The 17,262-nt window shown below is 37.0% G+C and carries 19 protein-coding genes and 1 tRNA gene; 15 read left to right on the top strand and 5 right to left on the bottom strand.

From position 1 onward, the window contains the following. Positions 1–218 precede the first annotated feature (218 nt). The 6 genes from glyA (at position 219) to nusB (ending at position 4,757) form a co-directional block, all read left to right on the top strand. The gene (glyA, locus tag CER18_RS07135) at positions 219–1,532 is read left to right on the top strand and encodes a serine hydroxymethyltransferase (protein WP_100129345.1); all 1,314 of its coding nucleotides are present in this window, start codon (positions 219–221) and stop codon (positions 1,530–1,532) included. Between the two features lie 13 nt (positions 1,533–1,545). After that, complete coding sequence (gene nrdR / locus CER18_RS07130) at positions 1,546–2,028, top strand: transcriptional regulator NrdR (RefSeq protein ID WP_100129344.1); 483 nt, start codon at positions 1,546–1,548, stop codon at positions 2,026–2,028. Beyond that, complete coding sequence (gene ribD / locus CER18_RS07125; protein WP_100129343.1) at positions 2,021–3,148, top strand: bifunctional diaminohydroxyphosphoribosylaminopyrimidine deaminase/5-amino-6-(5-phosphoribosylamino)uracil reductase RibD; 1,128 nt, start codon at positions 2,021–2,023, stop codon at positions 3,146–3,148. Before nrdR ends, ribD begins: the two co-directional genes overlap by 8 nt. Next, a complete protein-coding gene (locus CER18_RS07120) occupies positions 3,130–3,747 on the top strand; it encodes a riboflavin synthase (protein WP_100129342.1) in 618 nt (205 codons plus the stop codon). Before ribD ends, CER18_RS07120 begins: the two co-directional genes overlap by 19 nt. Positions 3,748–3,828: 81 nt before the next feature. Continuing rightward, entirely contained in the window at positions 3,829–4,284 is a 456-nt protein-coding gene (locus CER18_RS07115; RefSeq protein ID WP_100129341.1) for a 6,7-dimethyl-8-ribityllumazine synthase, read from the top strand. Between the two features lie 2 nt (positions 4,285–4,286). Then, positions 4,287–4,757 (top strand): transcription antitermination factor NusB, encoded by a 471-nt coding sequence (gene nusB / locus CER18_RS07110; protein ID WP_100129340.1) that lies wholly within the window; start codon positions 4,287–4,289, stop codon positions 4,755–4,757. Positions 4,758–4,832: 75 nt separating this feature from the next. Here the strand turns inward: nusB and CER18_RS07105 are convergent, their stop codons facing one another. Next, on the bottom strand, positions 4,833–5,312 hold the full coding sequence (locus CER18_RS07105) for an outer membrane protein assembly factor BamE (protein WP_100129363.1): 480 nt from the start codon (positions 5,310–5,312) through the stop codon (positions 4,833–4,835). 223 nt (positions 5,313–5,535) lie between these two features. On the opposite strand from CER18_RS07105, the gene CER18_RS07100 reads away from it, so the two are divergent. The 5 genes from CER18_RS07100 (at position 5,536) to CER18_RS07080 (ending at position 9,426) form a co-directional block, all read left to right on the top strand. Then, positions 5,536–6,093: a YceD family protein gene (locus CER18_RS07100; RefSeq protein ID WP_100129339.1), complete on the top strand. Its 558-nt coding sequence runs from the start codon at positions 5,536–5,538 to the stop codon at positions 6,091–6,093. Between the two features lie 153 nt (positions 6,094–6,246). Beyond that, positions 6,247–7,317 carry a phosphate acyltransferase PlsX gene (gene plsX, locus CER18_RS07095; protein ID WP_100129338.1) on the top strand — a complete coding sequence of 357 codons (1,071 nt, stop codon included), beginning with the start codon at positions 6,247–6,249 and terminating at the stop codon, positions 7,315–7,317. A gap of 49 nt (positions 7,318–7,366) precedes the next feature. Then, positions 7,367–8,341: a beta-ketoacyl-ACP synthase III gene (locus tag CER18_RS07090; protein ID WP_100129337.1), complete on the top strand. Its 975-nt coding sequence runs from the start codon at positions 7,367–7,369 to the stop codon at positions 8,339–8,341. Between the two features lie 76 nt (positions 8,342–8,417). Further along, positions 8,418–8,741 carry an integration host factor subunit alpha gene (locus tag CER18_RS07085; protein ID WP_100129336.1) on the top strand — a complete coding sequence of 108 codons (324 nt, stop codon included), beginning with the start codon at positions 8,418–8,420 and terminating at the stop codon, positions 8,739–8,741. Between the two features lie 181 nt (positions 8,742–8,922). After that, positions 8,923–9,426 (top strand): MerR family transcriptional regulator, encoded by a 504-nt coding sequence (locus CER18_RS07080; RefSeq protein ID WP_100129335.1) that lies wholly within the window; start codon positions 8,923–8,925, stop codon positions 9,424–9,426. Between the two features lie 1,119 nt (positions 9,427–10,545). Here CER18_RS07080 and thrS read toward each other — a convergent pair. The 3 genes from thrS to CER18_RS07065 all read right to left on the bottom strand — a co-directional run bounded on the left by thrS (position 10,546) and on the right by CER18_RS07065 (position 13,410). Further along, on the bottom strand, positions 10,546–12,522 hold the full coding sequence (gene thrS, locus CER18_RS07075; RefSeq protein ID WP_100129334.1) for a threonine--tRNA ligase: 1,977 nt from the start codon (positions 12,520–12,522) through the stop codon (positions 10,546–10,548). A gap of 112 nt (positions 12,523–12,634) precedes the next feature. Beyond that, positions 12,635–12,982, bottom strand: a complete 348-nt coding sequence (gene yidD, locus CER18_RS07070; protein ID WP_100129333.1) for a membrane protein insertion efficiency factor YidD — start codon at positions 12,980–12,982, stop codon at positions 12,635–12,637. Next, positions 12,952–13,410: an iron-sulfur cluster assembly scaffold protein gene (locus CER18_RS07065; protein WP_100129332.1), complete on the bottom strand. Its 459-nt coding sequence runs from the start codon at positions 13,408–13,410 to the stop codon at positions 12,952–12,954. The genes yidD and CER18_RS07065 overlap by 31 nt, the downstream gene beginning before the upstream one ends. A 132-nt stretch (positions 13,411–13,542) precedes the next feature. Between CER18_RS07065 and folE the strand changes: the two genes are divergently transcribed. From folE to CER18_RS07045, 4 genes are all read left to right on the top strand, one after another. Then, positions 13,543–14,163 carry a GTP cyclohydrolase I FolE gene (gene folE / locus CER18_RS07060; protein WP_100129331.1) on the top strand — a complete coding sequence of 207 codons (621 nt, stop codon included), beginning with the start codon at positions 13,543–13,545 and terminating at the stop codon, positions 14,161–14,163. 137 nt (positions 14,164–14,300) lie between these two features. After that, positions 14,301–14,385, top strand: a tRNA-Leu gene (locus tag CER18_RS07055). A gap of 196 nt (positions 14,386–14,581) precedes the next feature. After that, positions 14,582–15,769, top strand: coding sequence for an alpha/beta hydrolase (locus CER18_RS07050; RefSeq protein WP_100129362.1), 1,188 nt, complete (start codon positions 14,582–14,584; stop codon positions 15,767–15,769). 136 nt (positions 15,770–15,905) lie between these two features. Further along, positions 15,906–16,400, top strand: coding sequence for a hypothetical protein (locus CER18_RS07045; protein WP_100129361.1), 495 nt, complete (start codon positions 15,906–15,908; stop codon positions 16,398–16,400). Positions 16,401–16,629: 229 nt separating this feature from the next. Here the strand turns inward: CER18_RS07045 and CER18_RS07035 are convergent, their stop codons facing one another. Further along, the gene (locus tag CER18_RS07035; RefSeq protein WP_245410064.1) at positions 16,630–16,953 is read right to left on the bottom strand and encodes a hypothetical protein; all 324 of its coding nucleotides are present in this window, start codon (positions 16,951–16,953) and stop codon (positions 16,630–16,632) included. Positions 16,954–17,262: the final 309 nt, after the last annotated feature.

The raw sequence follows: 17,262 nt of genomic DNA, 5'->3' as shown, positions 1-17,262 counted from the left end.
ATTTTTTGTAAAAGGTATTAATAAGAACATAAAAGAAGAAACTTAATTTCATTTTTCACTCTTCTTGTGGGGCAAGTTTTTTGCTGTTTCTATGACGAGGAATAAGATAAATGTTTGTATCAGCATTTTTGAGTGTAAGTGGTTTAAAATGTTTGGTTTGCATGGTTTGCTGTGTTATCTTTTAGTGACTTTATTTTTTAATGTTAGGAACGTGTTTTATGACTCAGCAAGAAAATGACGCACAAAAGCGCTTTTTTAATGATAATTTACAGACAGTTGATGGTGCAATCTTTAACGCCATTAGAGGGGAATTTGGGCGTCAACAACATGAGATTGAACTGATTGCTTCAGAAAATATTGTTTCAAGAGCGGTTCTTGAAGCGCAAGGGTCTGTTTTAACCAATAAATATGCAGAAGGTTATCCAAGAAAGCGCTACTATGGCGGGTGTCAGTTTGTCGATGTCGTTGAAGATTTAGCCATTGAAAGAGCAAAACAGCTTTTTGGTGCTGCTTTTGCAAACGTACAGCCTAATTCTGGTAGCCAAATGAATCAAGCTGTTTTTCTGGCGTTACTCCAGCCTGGTGACACATTTATGGGATTGGATCTAAATGCTGGTGGTCACCTTACGCATGGTTCATCTGTCAATATGTCAGGAAAATGGTTTGATGTTGTTTCCTATGGTGTGCGTCAAGAAGATCAGATTATTGATATGGATGAAGTTGAGCGGCTTGCAAAAGAACGTAAACCAAAACTTATTATAGCAGGGGGCTCATCTTATCCTCGATTCTGGGATTGGGAAAGATTCCGTGAAATTGCAGATGAAATCGGTGCTCATCTCCTCGTTGATATGTCTCATATTGCTGGTCTTGTTGCTGGTGGCGTACATCCTTCACCTGTTCCACATGCGCATATTGTAACGACAACAACACATAAATCGCTTCGAGGTCCCCGTGGTGGTTTGATATTGACAAATGATGAGGCTTTATCCAAAAAAATTAATTCTGCTATTTTTCCTGGTCTTCAAGGGGGGCCTTTAATGCATGTGATTGCGGCAAAGGCTGTTGCATTTGGGGAGGCTTTGCATCCTTCTTTCAAGAATTACAGTGTCAATGTTGTCGCGAATGCAAAAACTTTAGCAAAAACATTACAGAGTAATGGTTTTAATATTGTTTCTGGCGGTACAGACAATCATTTGTTATTGGTTGATTTACGTTCGAAAAATCTAACAGGAAAACGTGCCGAATTGGCTTTAGGACGCGCTCATATTACCTGCAATAAAAATGGCATTCCTTTTGATCCTGAAACACCATCTATAACATCGGGAATTCGTTTGGGATCACCTGCTGCCACAACGCGTGGTTTTTTAGAAAAAGAGTTTGTTCAAGTTGCGCATCTGATTGCAGAAGTTCTTGATGGTCTTCGGAACGCAAAAAGTGATGAAGATAATCATGCCGTTGAAATGGTTGTTAAGAAAAAGGTGGAAGATATAACGAGTCAATTTCCTCTTTACTCTTATCTCAGCACGCGTTAAGGATGAAAAAGAGATGCGCTGTCCTTACTGTCAATATGAGGATACACAGGTCAAAGACTCACGTCCAGCAGAAGAGGGGGCGGTGATTCGCCGCCGCCGTGTGTGTTCCGTTTGCGGTGGCCGTTTTACAACTTTTGAACGTGTTCAATTGCGTGAGCTTTTGGTTACTAAAAAAAGTGGGCGATGTGAGCCATTTGATCGTGATAAATTAATGCGATCTGTTGACGTGGCTGTACGTAAGCGCAATATTGATCCTGATCGTATTGAACGAGCAGTCTCTGGTATTGTACGCCAGCTTGAGAGTTTGGGGGAACCAGAGATTGCTTCAGAAAAAATTGGACATCTTGTGATGGAAGCATTAAAAAGAATTGATGATATCGCTTATATCCGTTTTGCTTCTGTGTATCGAGATTTTCGTAATGCAAGCGATTTTCACGATATTATCGATGAGTTGTCAAAGGGTATAGCGGATACAGAATCTTGTTTTGATGAATAAAAAAGTACAAGATGAGCGGTTTATGGCTGCTGCTATCCGTTTAGCAGAGCGTCATGTGGGGCTTACAGGCGAAAATCCTTCGGTTGGTACATTAATTGTACAAAATAATGATGGTGCGGGACCATTTATTGTTGGCTATGGCGTAACAGCTCTTCACGGGAGACCTCATGCGGAAGTGCAAGCTTTACACATGGCCGGTTCTCTGGCTCAAGGAGCGACTGCTTATATTACTTTAGAACCCTGCGCCCATTATGGAAAAACTTCTCCGTGTGTCAATGCACTTATTCATTCAGGTATTTCCCGAGTTGTTGTTGCTCTTACTGATTGTGATAAGCGTGTGGATGGTCGTGGTCTTGCTCTTTTGCGGGCGGCTGATATTGAAGTCGTTGAGGGCATTTTAGCTGAAGAGGCTTTTGAATCTTTATGGACGCATTGGTGTATAAGAAAGATGCAACGCTGTGCTGTCACTTTTAAAATGGCAGTTTCTGCTGATAATAGTGTGGGAAAAAGAGAGGAGGGGGGAATAAAGATTAGTGGAACGCTTTCTCATACCCATACGCATATTCTACGGGCTCAAAACAATGCGATTCTCGTTGGTATTGGTACTATACTAGCAGATGATCCACAACTCAATTGTCGTTTGCCAGGAATGGAAATGCGTTCACCAATTCGTATTATTTTGGATGCAGATTTATCGATTCCCCTTGATGCGAAAGTTGTCCAAACAGCCATAAAAATTCCTACATGGGTTATTTGTGATGTAGGTCTTTCAAAGGAAAGTAAAAAAAATGCATTGAAGCAATACGGTGTGTTTGTTTATTCGGTAGAGATGAATAATGGTTATGTAGAACCCTTTGTTCTTTTACAGATGCTTTATAACCACGGGGTTAATAGTGTTTTATTGGAAGGGGGCGTAAAGACAGGAGAAAAGTTTTTGAATGCGGGTTGTGTTGATCATTTGATATGTTTTTATAGTCCTATTGTTTTAGGGAAAAATCGTATTGAAGCCCCCCATTTTGGAAATTATCTCTCGCAATTTCATGAAGTTGAGACAAAAATGTTTGGAAATGACCGTTTTTATAAATGGAGACGTAAGACATTATGTTCACAGGAATTATAACGGATATCGGTTGTGTTGAAGATGTTCAATCTTTAAAACAGGGGATACGTTTAAAGATTTCTACACGCTATGCTGTAGAAAGTTTAGCAATTGGTGCATCAATTGCGTGTTCAGGAATTTGTCTGACAATTGTGGAAAGAGGATTTAACCAAGAAGCTTCCAATTGGTTTGTTGTTGAGGCGTGGGAAGAAGCATTACGTTTAACAAATCTTGCCCAATGGAAAAAAGGAACTTTTGTTAATTTAGAACGTTCACTTCGATTGGGTGATGAAATGGGAGGGCATTTGGTTTCTGGGCATATTGATGGCTTGGCTGAGATCATTGAACAAAAAAATGAAGGGGATGCCATTCGTTTTTATCTAAGAGTTGCAAGACAATTTATGCCTTTCATTGTTCCTAAGGGATCTGTTGCACTTAATGGGACATCTTTGACTGTTAATGGTGTTGAGGGTTGTGTTTTTGATGTTCTTATTATTCGTCATACACTTGAAGTGACAACGTGGGGATACGCTAAAATTGGAGATTGGGTTAATTTGGAAATTGATCAACTTGCTCGTTATGCTGCTAAGTTTTTTGCTTTTAAAAAAGAAGATGAATAAGTTACAGCTCTATTGATTGTTTTTAGAACTTTATGCTCTATAAACTTTGAGTTTTTGATTTGTTTTTTGTGGAATTTCATTATGATGAAAGAGATACGTAAAAATCCTCACGTATTGATTGTTGAAGCGCGTTTTTATGAAGAGATTTCTGATGCGCTTTTGAAAGGTGCTGTGAGTGCTTTGCAAAAAGCTGAAGCAAGTTATGATATTATAACTGTTCCAGGAGCCTTAGAAATACCAGCGGCAATAGCTTTTGCTGAACAAAATAGGATATCTTATGATGGTTATGTTGCACTGGGCTGTGTTATTCGGGGTGAAACATATCACTTTGAAATCGTTGCCAATGATTCTTGTCGTGCTTTGATGGATTTAACTATTCATAAGTGCTTGGCTATTGGAAATGGTATTTTAACTGTTGAAAATGAAGAGCAAGCATGGGTGCGTGCAAAACAAGATGACAAAAATAAAGGTGGTTTTGCGGCTGAAGCTGCTTTATGTATGATCGCTCTAAAAAAGAGATTCGGAGATAATCGTTAAATATGGCTGATATAAAAAGCAGACATTTTCCGCGTTCAGCCAATAAACGTGGAGCAGCAAGACTCGCAGCAGTTCAGGCTCTCTATCAAATGGATATTGTGGGTTCGGGAGTGATGGAAACAGCTTCTGAGTATGAGGCTTATCGTTTGGGAAAAGATATTGATGGAGACCAGTATCTTGAAGCTGATTTTCAATGGTTTTTAGCGATTATAACGGGTGTTGTAAAAGATCAAAAGCAGCTTGATCCTCTACTTCATCAACAGCTTTCCGCAGAATGGTCTCTTTCACGTCTTGATTCGATATTGCGAGCAATTTTACGAGCAGCTTTATGGGAGCTGATCAACCGTAAAGATGTTCCTGTTGCGGTTGTCATGGATGAATATGTTGACATAGCCAAAGCGTTTTTTGAAGGTGATGAGCCAAAACTTGTTAATGCAGTTCTTGACAGTATAGCAAAAAAAATCCGCCCCTAATCGCTATATTTTTTATTTTACTAGGCCTGATAATATCAGACCTAGTAAAGTTGAAATGGTAAATAGACGCTATACTTAATTAGGGATTGGTGGATTTGCAGGGCCCTTTATAATTTGAATTAAGAAAGGGTGTTCTTTTGTTAGAGTTGGTGTTGTTTGCGTAATAAAATCAAATACTTGACCGTCTTGTAGACCATAGTTAGCAACTTTTGCAACCTGATTGTTTCCATTGAAGTAAATAGCTAAAACTTTGCGATCAATAATCTTTGTTTTCATAAATTGCATCCCACGATAGCGTGTTTGTGAGATGTAATAAAAAACTTCATTATCATATTTTGTCTTTAATGAAGGGGTCCCTAAAGTTAAAAGAACTTGCTCCTGACTTGAACCAACAGAAATAGAACTCAGAGCATTTTTATCAAGAATATAGCCCTCTCTATAAATTTGACTTGACCCTGAAGAATCAAGAAGACTACAACCCGCAAGTGTTACGATGCTTGCTATTGATAGACCAACCAACAATTTACGTTTGATTAAGGCCACTGTGTGAGGCATTTGAAACAATGATATCTCCTTTTTATACTGAGATGTGCGACAAGAAGGCAACCCCAAGTTTTTTCTAATTTTAGCTTAATCTACCGTAGCTTACATTGAGTTTCCCTGTTATAAAACAAATTATGCCATATAGAATTTCTTTAGAAAAGAAAAAAATGAATGAAATGTACTTGAGCTAAATAAAAGCACAGTATTCATAGGTTTTCATGTTTGGGAGTTGTCAATGAATGTTCAAAATATTTCTCAAATGGCATTTGCTTTGGCTTATCCAATATCCGTGCGTTCTCTCCCTGCTAAAGGTATAAGAGTTCATCTTTGTGTAAACAAAAAAGAATGTACACATTTAGCTCAAAATCATGATTTAGTTGAAGTAAAATCTTGTGAGGGAAAATTTCATATTCTTCCGTGGAAAAAACGTGGTGTGCGTATAAAAGGTTTGTTACAAGCACGTATCGTACAGTTATGTGTTGTTACATTAGAACCATTAGAAAATATTATCCGTGAAAATATTGAAGTTGTTTTTATTCCCGAAGATTCAAATTTGATGAAACCAAAAATATCAGAAGATACACGAGAATTGTTTTTAGATGTGGAGGGACTTGATACGCCGGAGGTATTTTATGATGATAAAATTGATATTGGTGCAATCATGGAAGAGTTTTTTGAGTTGTCTATTGATCATTATCCACGTAAAGAGGGGATAGAGATGCATGAGGTAAAAAATTTAGAAGAAGCAGAGCAGAAATTTTCGCCATTTTCTGTTTTGAAAGGTTGGAAGTGATTGTAAAAACATAAAAAATTATCGATTGTATGTTATGATAAAAACGGTATCTTCTGCGAAGTTGTTTTCGCCGGTATGTTTTGTGAGTGTTTAGTGACCAAAAATCATCATATGTATTTAAAAATGTAAATGAAAAGATGTGGGATATGAAGCGTGATTAGAATTTCTGTGGATGTCATGGGCGGTGATTATGGTCCAGAAGCAACTATTGCAGGAGCGGCAATTGTCCAAAAGTATTTGTCAAATATTTATTTTCTGTTTTATGGGATAGAGGAGGACGTTAAGCCGGTTTTAAAAAAATATCCCTGTTTGGATTCCGTGTCGCGCTTTTATCCTACAGAAAGCTATACACGTATGGATGAAAAGCCAAGCCAAGCACTTCGCAATGGACGTGGTAAATCATCAATGTGGTATGCCATTGAAGCGGTAAAAAATGGTGAAGCTGATGCTTGCGTTTCTGCTGGTAATACGGGGGCACTTATGGCCATGTCTTATTTTTGTTTAAAAATGTTGGCAGAGGCTGAACGTCCTGGTATTGCAGGTATTTGGCCAACACTTCGCAGTGAGAGTATCGTTTTGGATATTGGAGCAACGATTGGTGCATCTGCTAGTCAGTTGGTTGATTTGGCCGTTATGGGAGCAGGTATGTTTCGCGCTTTATATCATATTGAAAAGCCAAGTGTTGGACTTTTAAATGTGGGGGTGGAAGAGGTTAAAGGACTTTATGAAATAAAAAAAGCAGGAATGATCTTGCGTGAAGTCCAATTAGAAGGATTGGAATATAAAGGGTTTGTTGAGGGCAATGACATTGGAAAAGGGACAGTGGATGTTGTTGTGACAGAAGGATTTTCTGGTAATATTGCTTTAAAAACTGCAGAAGGGACCGCACGGCAGATCGCAGAGATTTTAAATTCTGCCCTGCGCAGTTCTTTTTTAACATCTCTTGGTTATTTTTTATCGCGAAGTGCTTTTCGTACGCTGAAAAATAAAATGGATCCCGATAGGGTAAATGGGGGAGTGCTTTTAGGTTTGAATGGTGTTGTCATAAAAAGTCACGGTAGTGCTAATGCTAATGGTTTTGCTTCTGCTATCCGTGTTGGTTATGAAATGGTTAATAACGGACTCTTACAAAAAATAACGGCTGATTTACGGCGATTTCATGAAAATAAAGAAACACTTTTTGATCAGGAAGATGAAGTGGCAATGAGTGGGGAATCCTTATGATGCGCTCTTATAATGGAAGTGAAAAATCTGAAGAAAAGGTGAGAGCTGAATGATTCGATCAATTATACGTGGTGTAGGAAGTGCTTTGCCGAAAAGAAGTTTATCAAATGATGAGATTGCAAAGTTTGTTGAAACGTCAGATTCATGGATTGTTCAACGTACAGGAATACATCAACGTTATATTGCCAATGAAAATGAAACAACGGTTTCTTTAGGTGTTAAGGCTGCGCAAGCAGCCCTTGTAAATGCCGGTCTTACAATAAAGGATATTGATTGTATTATTTTAGCAACCTCAACACCAAATCGCACTTTTCCTGCTTCTGCTGTTGAAATTCAGTATGCTTTGGGAATGAGCCATGGATTTGCTTTTGATATTCAGGCTGTTTGTTCTGGTTTTATTTTTGCTTTAACAACAGGAGATTCTTATTTACGCTGTGGAGCAGCTAAAAGAATTTTAGTTATTGGATCCGATACATTTTCTCGAATTTTAGATTGGGAAGATCGTACGACATGTGTTTTATTTGGTGATGGTGCGGGGGCGGCTGTTTTGGAAGCGCAAGAAATTGAGGGGGAAATTGCTTTTGAGCGTGGTATATTGTCTGCAAAACTGCGTTCTGATGGTGCTTATATCGATAAGTTGTATGTTGATGGTGGACCTTCAACGACACAAACGACAGGCTATTTACGTATGGAAGGACGAGAAGTTTTTAAATATGCGGTTGGTATGATAACGGATGTGGTTGATGATTGTTTTGCAGCTGCAGGTATGAATTCTTCACAATTAGATTGGTTTGTTCCTCATCAGGCTAATAAGCGCATTATTGAAGCATCTGCTAAAAAACTGAAAATTTCACCAGATAAAGTTGTGATTACTGTTGATAAACATGGTAATACGTCTGCAGCATCAGTTCCATTGGCTTTAACAACAGCTCTTTGCGATGGAAGAATAAAAAGAGGGGATCTTATCATGTTAGAAGCTATGGGAGGGGGGTTTACATGGGGAGCAATTCTTATTCGTTGGTAAATATGGTTACTTGACCATATTTGAATAAAACGTATAAGTCATTTTGTAATTTTTAATATTTGAATAGGTGGTTATAATGACAAGTAAGACAGTAACGCGTGCAGATTTAGCGAGCGTAGTTTGTAAAAAAGTGGGCTTGTCACATACTGAATCAGCAGCTTTGGTCGAATTGGTTTTGGATGAGATTTGCAACTCACTTGTAAGGGGTGAAGCGGTTAAATTATCTTCTTTTGCAACTTTTCAGGTTCGCAGTAAGAATGAGCGTGTTGGACGTAATCCCAAAACAGGTGTTGAAGCACCTATTCCGCCGCGACGTGTTGTGACGTTTAAGGCTGCGAATATCCTTAAACAGAGAATTTTAGATTCGCATCGTGCAAGACAGAAAAAAGATCTCTTATAAATAAACGCCATGGTAATGTTTGGTATTTGTTAAGAAATATATAAAATAAAGATCTGTGTTTTTAAAAAAAGACTGTTTAGTAAGTAGTCAAAGTCCTATTTTTGACTAATCTTGTTGAGAAATTGAGACGTAATGAATCATTATCAAATCATTTGTCGTATTTTAGATAAGGTGTTGCAAAATGGATAAAAGCTCTGATGCTTTTCGCACAATTAGCGAAGTAGCCGAATTATTGGAGCTTCCCCAGCATGTCTTAAGATTCTGGGAAACACGTTTTAGGCAGGTTAAACCAATGAAACGTGGGGGTGGAAGGCGTTACTATCGTCCAATTGATGTTGATTTGCTCAATGGTATTAAGCAGTTATTGTACGATCAGGGTTATACAATAAAAGGTGTACAGCGCCTTTTGAAAGAAAATGGTGTTGCTTTTGTGGCTGCATTTGGTAATGGCGATCTTGATGCCATGAATGTTGTTATAGAGAAAAAACATGCAGGAAAAACTTTTGAAAATACCAGCAATAAACCTAAGAAGTCTTCTTTTGGGCTTTTGAGTTTCATGAGGAATGAGGCAGAAACCTCTATTGGTTCTGTGAATCTTTACAAAGATAAAACCGATAAAGCATTGTTGCAAGAAATCCTGTTTGAACTCATAGAATGTAAGCGTGTTCTTGATAGAGCACGATAACAATGATATTTTATATTCTACTTCTTTGTTAGCAGAACATGTGTTTTAAAAGTTTTTTTATAAATCAATATTTGATGTTTAGCGTAGCAATGTATTGTGTAGATATTTAGATGTTTTAAGTGTGGCCCGAGCTTTATATGTTAAACGAGCAACTGACCTAACATCTTGTATAGTTGTTTAATTTTTTAATAAAGGGTCTTCATTTGGTTAAATATAAAGAGAGAAAAGAAAGAACGCCGAATTTTATCATTCTCCTTTGATTTAGCTTTATAACTTTCAAGGGAAGTTAAAGCTGTATATCTTCATCAATATAGATTGTGTGATACTTTTATAGAAACGTTATTGAGGTGTCATTTACATATTTGTTTTTAAGAGATCTTTTTTAAGACTTTTCAAGCCTATTTCGTGACAGCACCCATAAATGAATGCTATAACGTTAAACGTATTGGGCTGCACTATTTTTACGCTTGTGAGAAGCAATACATATTTTGTCAGCGCCAATGTTGCAACAAGTCCTTGGCATTTGGAATAGTTTAGACATTTTTTAGTCTTTTCTAAATAGTTTTTTATCCACACGAGCTTCTCCGCTTGTCATGTGCAAATGAATGATTTTAATTGCTGCAACATAAACAGATTTGAAATGAGAGAATTCCTAAGATATTTAAAATTCTTGTTTAATATGAACAAAGGTATATTATCCTTATAAATCAAATGGTTGTCTTTTTTGATAATGATGTATCTTATGAATAAGACACATCATTATTCGGCTCATTTACGTATTTATGATAATCCTATTTTTAGTTTTTTACTTGATGTTGATGTAATTATCGCAACGATCTATCCATGACAGTAGCATCATCTTCCTGTTATGATAAAAGATGAATGTTATCAGCTAGTCATTTATATTAAATTGTCTATAATTGTTGCATTTAAAGAGCTTATGGCTCTTATATTCAACTTTTTCATCAACCTGTTTTGTAAAGTGCGATCACATGATTTTTACTGATGATTGGTCATCATATATGAAATCGAAAGACATCATACCTATCAAATCGTCTGATCTTTTATAAAAATCAATGATTTATAGTAAAAAATTAATGTTTTAGATCTTCTATGATGTTATGCATTTATTAGACGTTGTAAATCTGGAGGTGTGGCTTCATTTGAGAGTTGCTTGATTGCATCTTCTACAGATAAAAAGGTTTGATTTGGACTTCCTAAGCAACGCATATTTACACTGTTTGTTTCAGCTTCACGTTTGCCACAGACTAAAATGACGGGAACTTTTTGTAAAGAATGTTCTCGTATCTTATAATTAATTTTCTCATTACGGAGATCTGTTGTTGCTGAAAGCCCAACAGCTTTAAGCCTTGCTGTTATTTTTTGGGCATATTCATTTGCTTCAGATGTAATTGTTGCGACAACAATTTGTTCAGGAGCAAGCCAAAGTGGCATATGTCCAGCAAAATTTTCGATTAATATACCAAGAAAACGCTCCATTGATCCAAAAATGGCACGATGGATCATAACAGGTTGGCGTTTTTCTGAATCTTTATCAATGTAGAATGCACCAAAACGTTCAGGAAGATTAAAGTCTATTTGTGTTGTTCCACATTGCCATTCACGACCGATTGCATCCTTTAATGTATATTCAAATTTTGGACCATAAAAGGCTCCTTCACCTGGAAGGATGCTTGTTTTGATTTGTCCTGCAAATTTTGTTTCAATTGTTTTAAGGACAGATTCCATGATACCTTCTGCATGATCCCATAATGCATCAGATCCAACGCGTTTTTCTGGACGTGTTGAAAGCTTAAGGCTGATTTCTTTAAAACCAAAATCCGCATAAGTTGATAAAATAAGGTCATTAATACTAAGACATTCATCGGCTAATTGTTCATCGGTACAAAAAATATGTGCATCGTCTTGTGTAAAACCACGCACACGCATAAGACCATGCAAAGAGCCTGAAGGCTCATAACGATGAACAAGACCAAACTCAGCAAGTCTAATAGGCAAATCACGATAAGATTTTAAACCATGTTTAAAAATTTGCACGTGACCAGGACAATTCATTGGTTTAAGGGCATAAACATTCCCATGGTCTGAATCTTCTGCTGCTGGAATTGCTTTGAACATATTCTCCTTATACCAGCCCCAATGCCCCGATATTTCCCAAAGTGACCTATCGAGAACTTGTGGTGCATTAACTTCGGCATATTGATGATCATCAAGGCGTCTACGCATGTAGTTGATCAAATTTTGGAACATTTTCCAGCCTTTTTGGTGCCAAAAAATCATTCCAGGCCCTTCTTCTTGAAAATGAAATAAGTCCATTTCACGTCCTAAGCGGCGATGATCACGTTTCTCAGCTTCTTCTAGCATATGGAGGTAGGCTTTTAAGTCATTTTCATTTGCAAATGCTGTTCCATAAATTCTCGTGAGCATTGGATTATTGGCATCGCCACGCCAGTAAGCTCCTGCGACTTTCATTAATTTGAAAGCATTTCCAATTTGTCCTGTAGATTGCATGTGCGGTCCGCGACAAAGATCAAACCACTCCCCTTGATAATAAATTTTTAAATCTTGGTCGTCAGGGATGCTATCAATAAGTTCAACTTTATAAAATTCCTTTTTCTCAGAAAAAACTCTTCTGGCTTTTTCTCGAGACCAAATTTCTTTTCTAAAAGGTTTATTGCGTTGGATAATTTCACGCATTTTCTTTTCAATAACGGTGAGATCATCTAATGTGAAAGGTTGCTGACGTGCAAAATCATAATAGAATCCATTCTCAATCACAGGACCTATTGTTACTTGCGTTTCAGGAAAGAGCTCTTGCACTGCTTCAGCAAGGACATGGGCGCAATCATGCCTTATGAGCTCAAGAGCACGTGAATCTTCTCGGGTAATAATCTCTACTTGACCAGATTGTTCTAATGAATCCGATAAATCTCGTGTGATGCCATCAAGACTATAGGCAACAGCTTTTTTTGCGAGTGATTTGGAAATGGATTCTGCTAATTCCAAGCCTGTCATTTCGGCGGGGTAATTACGTTTTGAACCATCGGGAAAAGAAAGAGAAATAGAGCAAGACATAAAAACACCCTTTTAATCCAATTCCGCCAACGATTGCGGATGGTTTCGTGAAAACTGAGTAAAAAGCTTATAGACTGATTTTTTTATCAATACATGTGAAAAAAGAAAAGGATTATTTGTTGTGTTTGTCAGAAATTTTCCAGTAACGCCAAGGTTTATAAAAACAGCACGAGTTTCCAAGTGATGGAGGAACTGGATCAAAGCCATCTGTTCCAAAGGGACCACAACGCATAATACGAAAGAGTCCCATCCATGCTCCAGCCCAAAGCCCATGGCGTGCGATTGCTTCATATATATATTCTGAACACGTTGGGGCATGACGACACTGATTGCCTATAAGGCTCGAAAGTGTTATTTGATAAAAACGTATTAAGAAAATGCCTAATAAGCGTCCAAGTGTTTTTTGCCAAGCACCTGTGTAATTTCGAGTCATTTTTTTTTGAAACTGTGATTTGAGCATTTATTTTCTTCAATTTGCTGAATGCAGTCTATCGTTGCATCAAAGGGCAGTAGTGTTGCAGCATGGCGTACTTTATAGTCTTTAATAGGTTGTAAGCAAGAGAAATTTTCAAAGGGAGCTTGGGGCGAAGGACCATCTTGCGTCAGCATTTGATAGATAACTTTACGTAATATTTTAAGATCTTGTGTTGTTTGTCCGATGATATGAGATGCTAAAAGTGACGCTGAGGCTTGCCCTAGCACACATGCATGTATTTCATGAGCAAAATCTGTCACGATATGATTTTCCACCTTTAAATCTACAGTGATTGTTGAGCCGCAAGGATATGCATATTTTTTTGATGTCGCATCAGGATTATTAAGACGCCCAATTCTGCTTATATGCGCAGCATATTCGAGTATTTTATCACTATAGATATTATCAATCATGCACTATTGCCTGAAATTTTGAGAGACGTGATTGTTTAAACTTTTAATTCGTTTATATCTTATATAGAAATTATACAAAACGGTGTAGGTTTATCGCAAATGTTTTGTATGGAGTAAGGCTGGAGTTTTTGAATGCGTAATGTTGTTAAAAGAGGCGTAAAGGATTCTTTGTTATCTGAAGAAAAGCGTCCGAGTGTTGAAGAGGTGGAAAAAGCGATTCGTACATTACTCTTATGGGTAGGGGAAAATCCAAGCAGAGAAGGGCTTTTAGAGACCCCAAAACGTATAGCCAAGGCATATCGCGAACTTTTTAACGGTTATAACCAATCAGTTGAAGAAACCTTAGGAACAGTTTTTGAGGAGGTTTCAGGATACAATGAATCGGTAATCGTGAAAAATATTCCTTTTTATTCGCACTGTGAACATCATATGATCCCAATTGTTGGGAAAGCACACATAGCCTATCTTCCTGATGCAAAAATTGTTGGCCTTTCAAAAATTGCGCGTGTTGTAGATATTTTTTCTCGTCGTTTACAAACACAAGAAGCTATGACAGCGCAAGTGGCTTGTGCTTTAGAAATGCACCTGAAACCTCGTGGTGTGGCAGTATTGATTGAGGCTGAACACATGTGTATGGCTATGAGAGGAATCCAAAAACAGGGATCTACAACAATTACAAAAAAATTTCATGGTTATTATGAAAAAGATCAAGCTGCACAAGCACATTTTATGATGATGGTTCAAAGATCATAGTAAAGCCCATATTTATAGTCACCTTTACTAAGTTATAAATCATCTGGATAAAATAAGGTGGGAAAGAGAAAATTGGCTTGTACCTTTCTTTGTGATTTGTTAAAGGCTGAAAGCCAGAATGTTTTGTTTAACCACGTGCGGTCGTGGCGGAATTGGTAGACGCGCAGCGTTGAGGTCGCTGTGGGGCAACCCGTGGAAGTTCGAGTCTTCTCGACCGCACCATCGGCAATTAATTTCTCTGTAACGATCTTGTGCAGAGAGAGGGGGGCGGTTATGAAAATTATAGGAAAATTTTTCCCTTTATAGAAAAATCTTTTTTTGTGTGTTATTTTGGGCGTTTTCTTCACAGCGTTTCATTTTTTATTACTTTATCTGTTATTTGAAACGTTGTATTTTTTATAAGTGGGGTGGCGTTACAATGAGAAGTATAATGGTTTTAAGGTATTTAACACTTCTTATTTGTATTTCTTTATTATCAGCATGTAGTGATTCGCGTGCTGTTCTTTGGCATGGGGTGCATGCAACTCCTTCTATGACTGCTGTAGAAAGGGAAGTTGAAGGAAAACCGATTGCTCCAAAAGCTATTGTTCCAGTATATGTTGCAACAAGTCGTATGATGCAAAATAATTACGCTCAACCTTATGGCGCAGAGCGATCAAATAAAGTCCATTATAATCGCGTTGACGTAGGAATTCCTCAGCAACATGTAAACGGAGTTGTTGAAATAAATGCGTATAAACCTACGCATGATAAGTATTTTGCAGCAGTAGCATTGCAAAAATACGATAATAAAGAACAGTTCAAACAGCAATTAAATGCTGCTTTAGCAAAAAAGCCAAAAGGAAAAAGAGAAATTTTTCTTTTTATCCATGGATATAATAATAATTTTGCAGATGGTACATTTCGTACAGCACAGTTTACACACGATTATTCCTTAAATGTTGTCGCTGTGCATTATTCTTGGCCTTCTGCTGGATCAATCCCTCTTTACATTTATGATCGTGACAGTGCTAATTTTGCCCGTGACGGACTGATAGAACTCTTGACACTTATTAGTGAGACCAATGCTGATCAAATTTCGGTTATTGCACATTCTATGGGCAATTTTGTTATAATGGAGGCATTTAGAACCTTAGCTCTACAGGGAAAATATAAGCCTATTCGTCGTATTACAAGTTTGTTAATGGCTGCACCAGACATTGATATTGATGTATTTGAGCGCCAACTTAATGATATAAAAAAACTTCCACAGCCAACAGCGATTTTAGTATCCAGAGCGGATAAAGCTCTCGCTGTTTCAGGACGTCTTACGGGGGGACATCATCGTGTGGGTGATGGCTCAGATATTGAAATGTTGCGTAAAAATGGAATAGCTGTTCTTGATTTTTCTCATGTAGATGGAGGAGCACACAATGTTTTTGCATCTTCGCCAACGTTAATGGCTCTTTCTCGAGAAGGTTCTTTGGCTTCAACAATTATGCAAGGTACGGAATTGTCTCCTAGTCAAGCTCTTCTTGCAGATAGTAGTAGTGTATTGGAAAAAACAACACACCTTATCCTTTATACACCTATACGTTTTCTCTCTCCGCGGATTTCACGTCGATAGGCAAAAAAAGAAGAAGGAAGGTTATCGAATAATGTATTGGAGGAATATTTTTTAGCACTTTCTTTAGAATGGTTTTATAAAATAAAAAAGAAATAGTGGGTTGAGTATAAAAAAACAGTTAGTAGGTGAGTTTGTGATGATTGCACGGAAAAGCTATGTCAATACCCCTACAGTGGTTGATTATTTATCTCATTCCGCAATGAAGTTGTTAGAAATTCATGCTATGCTTGTAAAGGTGAGAAAAGGTGATATGGGGGAAAAACCAAATTTATTGCGTCAAATTGATTCTACAAAAAAACAATTAGATGAGATAAGCCATGCTCTTATTTTAGAATATCGTAAACGCCAAGAAAACGAGCGCTTTTTAAAACAAATTTTGCTATCCATTTCCGAACAACTTTTTTCACTTAACAATGGTTTTAAGGAAACTGGACGTCTTTTTTTTCAAGAAGTTAGAATACTTCAATCTCAGATGCAATGTTTATATGAGGGAAAGGAGAGGCTACATTTGTTGAATAGCGAAGAATCCATTTGTTCTCCATCAAAAATTGATGAAGTCATTAAACAGTTACAAAAAGCGCGAGAAAAGCTTATTGTTGAAAGTCCGCACCTTTTTGAAAAAGAATGTTAAAGCCCAAAAAAGATTTTCTAAAACAAGCACTTGATAAAAATATCCTCTCTTTATTAACCAGCAATGTATTTAGATTACAGTTACTTTTCTCTTTCTTTAGTTTATTACAATATCAGCTAGTAAAGCATTTCAAATGCAATTCTAAAGGGAAAAAATATTATCCATTCAATATGCTGAAGAACATTTAATGATTTTAAAGAAGAGAAAGGCAGTATAGGTACGCATTAATTTATAAGATTTGGCTCTTTTCTACCTTATAATCTGAGTCTAAAGTTTCAAATGATTGAAAATCATGGTCATTAAAGCCTGTACTATTATCGGTTACTTTAAAACCTACAATTTCTGTCTTGTTTAGTTTTTCATTGCCTTTTTCAAGTGGTAGTGAAGCTTGATCTGATCTTATGACTGAAAATATAACGTAGCTTGAGGAAAAATCGTTTCCCATTTCTTCAATGGAATGAATAGAGTTCACAACTGATTCAAATAGAGGTAGTAAAGCATGGGTTTTGGATAAAAATGTATTGCTTACGCGGCTACTTAAATTTGTTTTCATTTTGCTTTTGCTGTTCTGCCTTTTTCCCAAGGATGAAAGTTTTTGCCAATTTCTTTTCATTGTAGTTTGACATTAGGTTTTGGATTAAGTGGGAAGAGGTGGGATTAGTTAGGAATATGTGATAATTTGTTGTTTTTATGCATAAAATTTAGCATTAAATGCGCGTTTTGTCAAAATAGATTTTGACACCTAAAATTGCGAAAATTACCAAAAATCAGAAAAAAGTGCGTTTTCATTGTAAAAATGAGAAAAGCCTTTGAAAGTCCTTTGAAAGTCCTTTGAAGATTTTTAAAGAGTCTGTGAAAGCCC

Origin of the sequence: Bartonella tribocorum, assembly GCF_002777915.1 — a bacterium.
In the GTDB taxonomy this organism is placed as follows: domain Bacteria; phylum Pseudomonadota; class Alphaproteobacteria; order Rhizobiales; family Rhizobiaceae; genus Bartonella; species Bartonella tribocorum_A.
Note: the sequence above shows the minus strand (reverse complement) of the source record. Positions and strands in the feature narration are given on the sequence as shown.

Excerpts from the sequence above, each read along its gene's own strand:
- glyA (WP_100129345.1), top strand. The coding sequence starts at position 219 with ATGACTCAGCAAGAAAATGACGCACAAAAGCGCTTTTTTAATGATAAT.
- nrdR (WP_100129344.1), top strand. The coding sequence starts at position 1,546 with ATGCGCTGTCCTTACTGTCAATATGAGGATACACAGGTCAAAGACTCA.
- ribD (WP_100129343.1), top strand. The coding sequence starts at position 2,021 with ATGAATAAAAAAGTACAAGATGAGCGGTTTATGGCTGCTGCTATCCGT.
- CER18_RS07120 (WP_100129342.1), top strand. The coding sequence starts at position 3,130 with ATGTTCACAGGAATTATAACGGATATCGGTTGTGTTGAAGATGTTCAA.
- CER18_RS07115 (WP_100129341.1), top strand. The coding sequence starts at position 3,829 with ATGATGAAAGAGATACGTAAAAATCCTCACGTATTGATTGTTGAAGCG.
- nusB (WP_100129340.1), top strand. The coding sequence starts at position 4,287 with ATGGCTGATATAAAAAGCAGACATTTTCCGCGTTCAGCCAATAAACGT.
- CER18_RS07105 (WP_100129363.1), bottom strand. The coding sequence starts at position 5,312 with ATGCCTCACACAGTGGCCTTAATCAAACGTAAATTGTTGGTTGGTCTA.
- CER18_RS07100 (WP_100129339.1), top strand. The coding sequence starts at position 5,536 with ATGAATGTTCAAAATATTTCTCAAATGGCATTTGCTTTGGCTTATCCA.
- CER18_RS07090 (WP_100129337.1), top strand. The coding sequence starts at position 7,367 with ATGATTCGATCAATTATACGTGGTGTAGGAAGTGCTTTGCCGAAAAGA.
- CER18_RS07085 (WP_100129336.1), top strand. The coding sequence starts at position 8,418 with ATGACAAGTAAGACAGTAACGCGTGCAGATTTAGCGAGCGTAGTTTGT.
- CER18_RS07080 (WP_100129335.1), top strand. The coding sequence starts at position 8,923 with ATGGATAAAAGCTCTGATGCTTTTCGCACAATTAGCGAAGTAGCCGAA.
- thrS (WP_100129334.1), bottom strand. The coding sequence starts at position 12,522 with ATGTCTTGCTCTATTTCTCTTTCTTTTCCCGATGGTTCAAAACGTAAT.
- yidD (WP_100129333.1), bottom strand. The coding sequence starts at position 12,982 with ATGCTCAAATCACAGTTTCAAAAAAAAATGACTCGAAATTACACAGGT.
- CER18_RS07065 (WP_100129332.1), bottom strand. The coding sequence starts at position 13,410 with ATGATTGATAATATCTATAGTGATAAAATACTCGAATATGCTGCGCAT.
- folE (WP_100129331.1), top strand. The coding sequence starts at position 13,543 with ATGCGTAATGTTGTTAAAAGAGGCGTAAAGGATTCTTTGTTATCTGAA.
- CER18_RS07050 (WP_100129362.1), top strand. The coding sequence starts at position 14,582 with ATGAGAAGTATAATGGTTTTAAGGTATTTAACACTTCTTATTTGTATT.
- CER18_RS07045 (WP_100129361.1), top strand. The coding sequence starts at position 15,906 with ATGATTGCACGGAAAAGCTATGTCAATACCCCTACAGTGGTTGATTAT.
- CER18_RS07035 (WP_245410064.1), bottom strand. The coding sequence starts at position 16,953 with ATGAAAACAAATTTAAGTAGCCGCGTAAGCAATACATTTTTATCCAAA.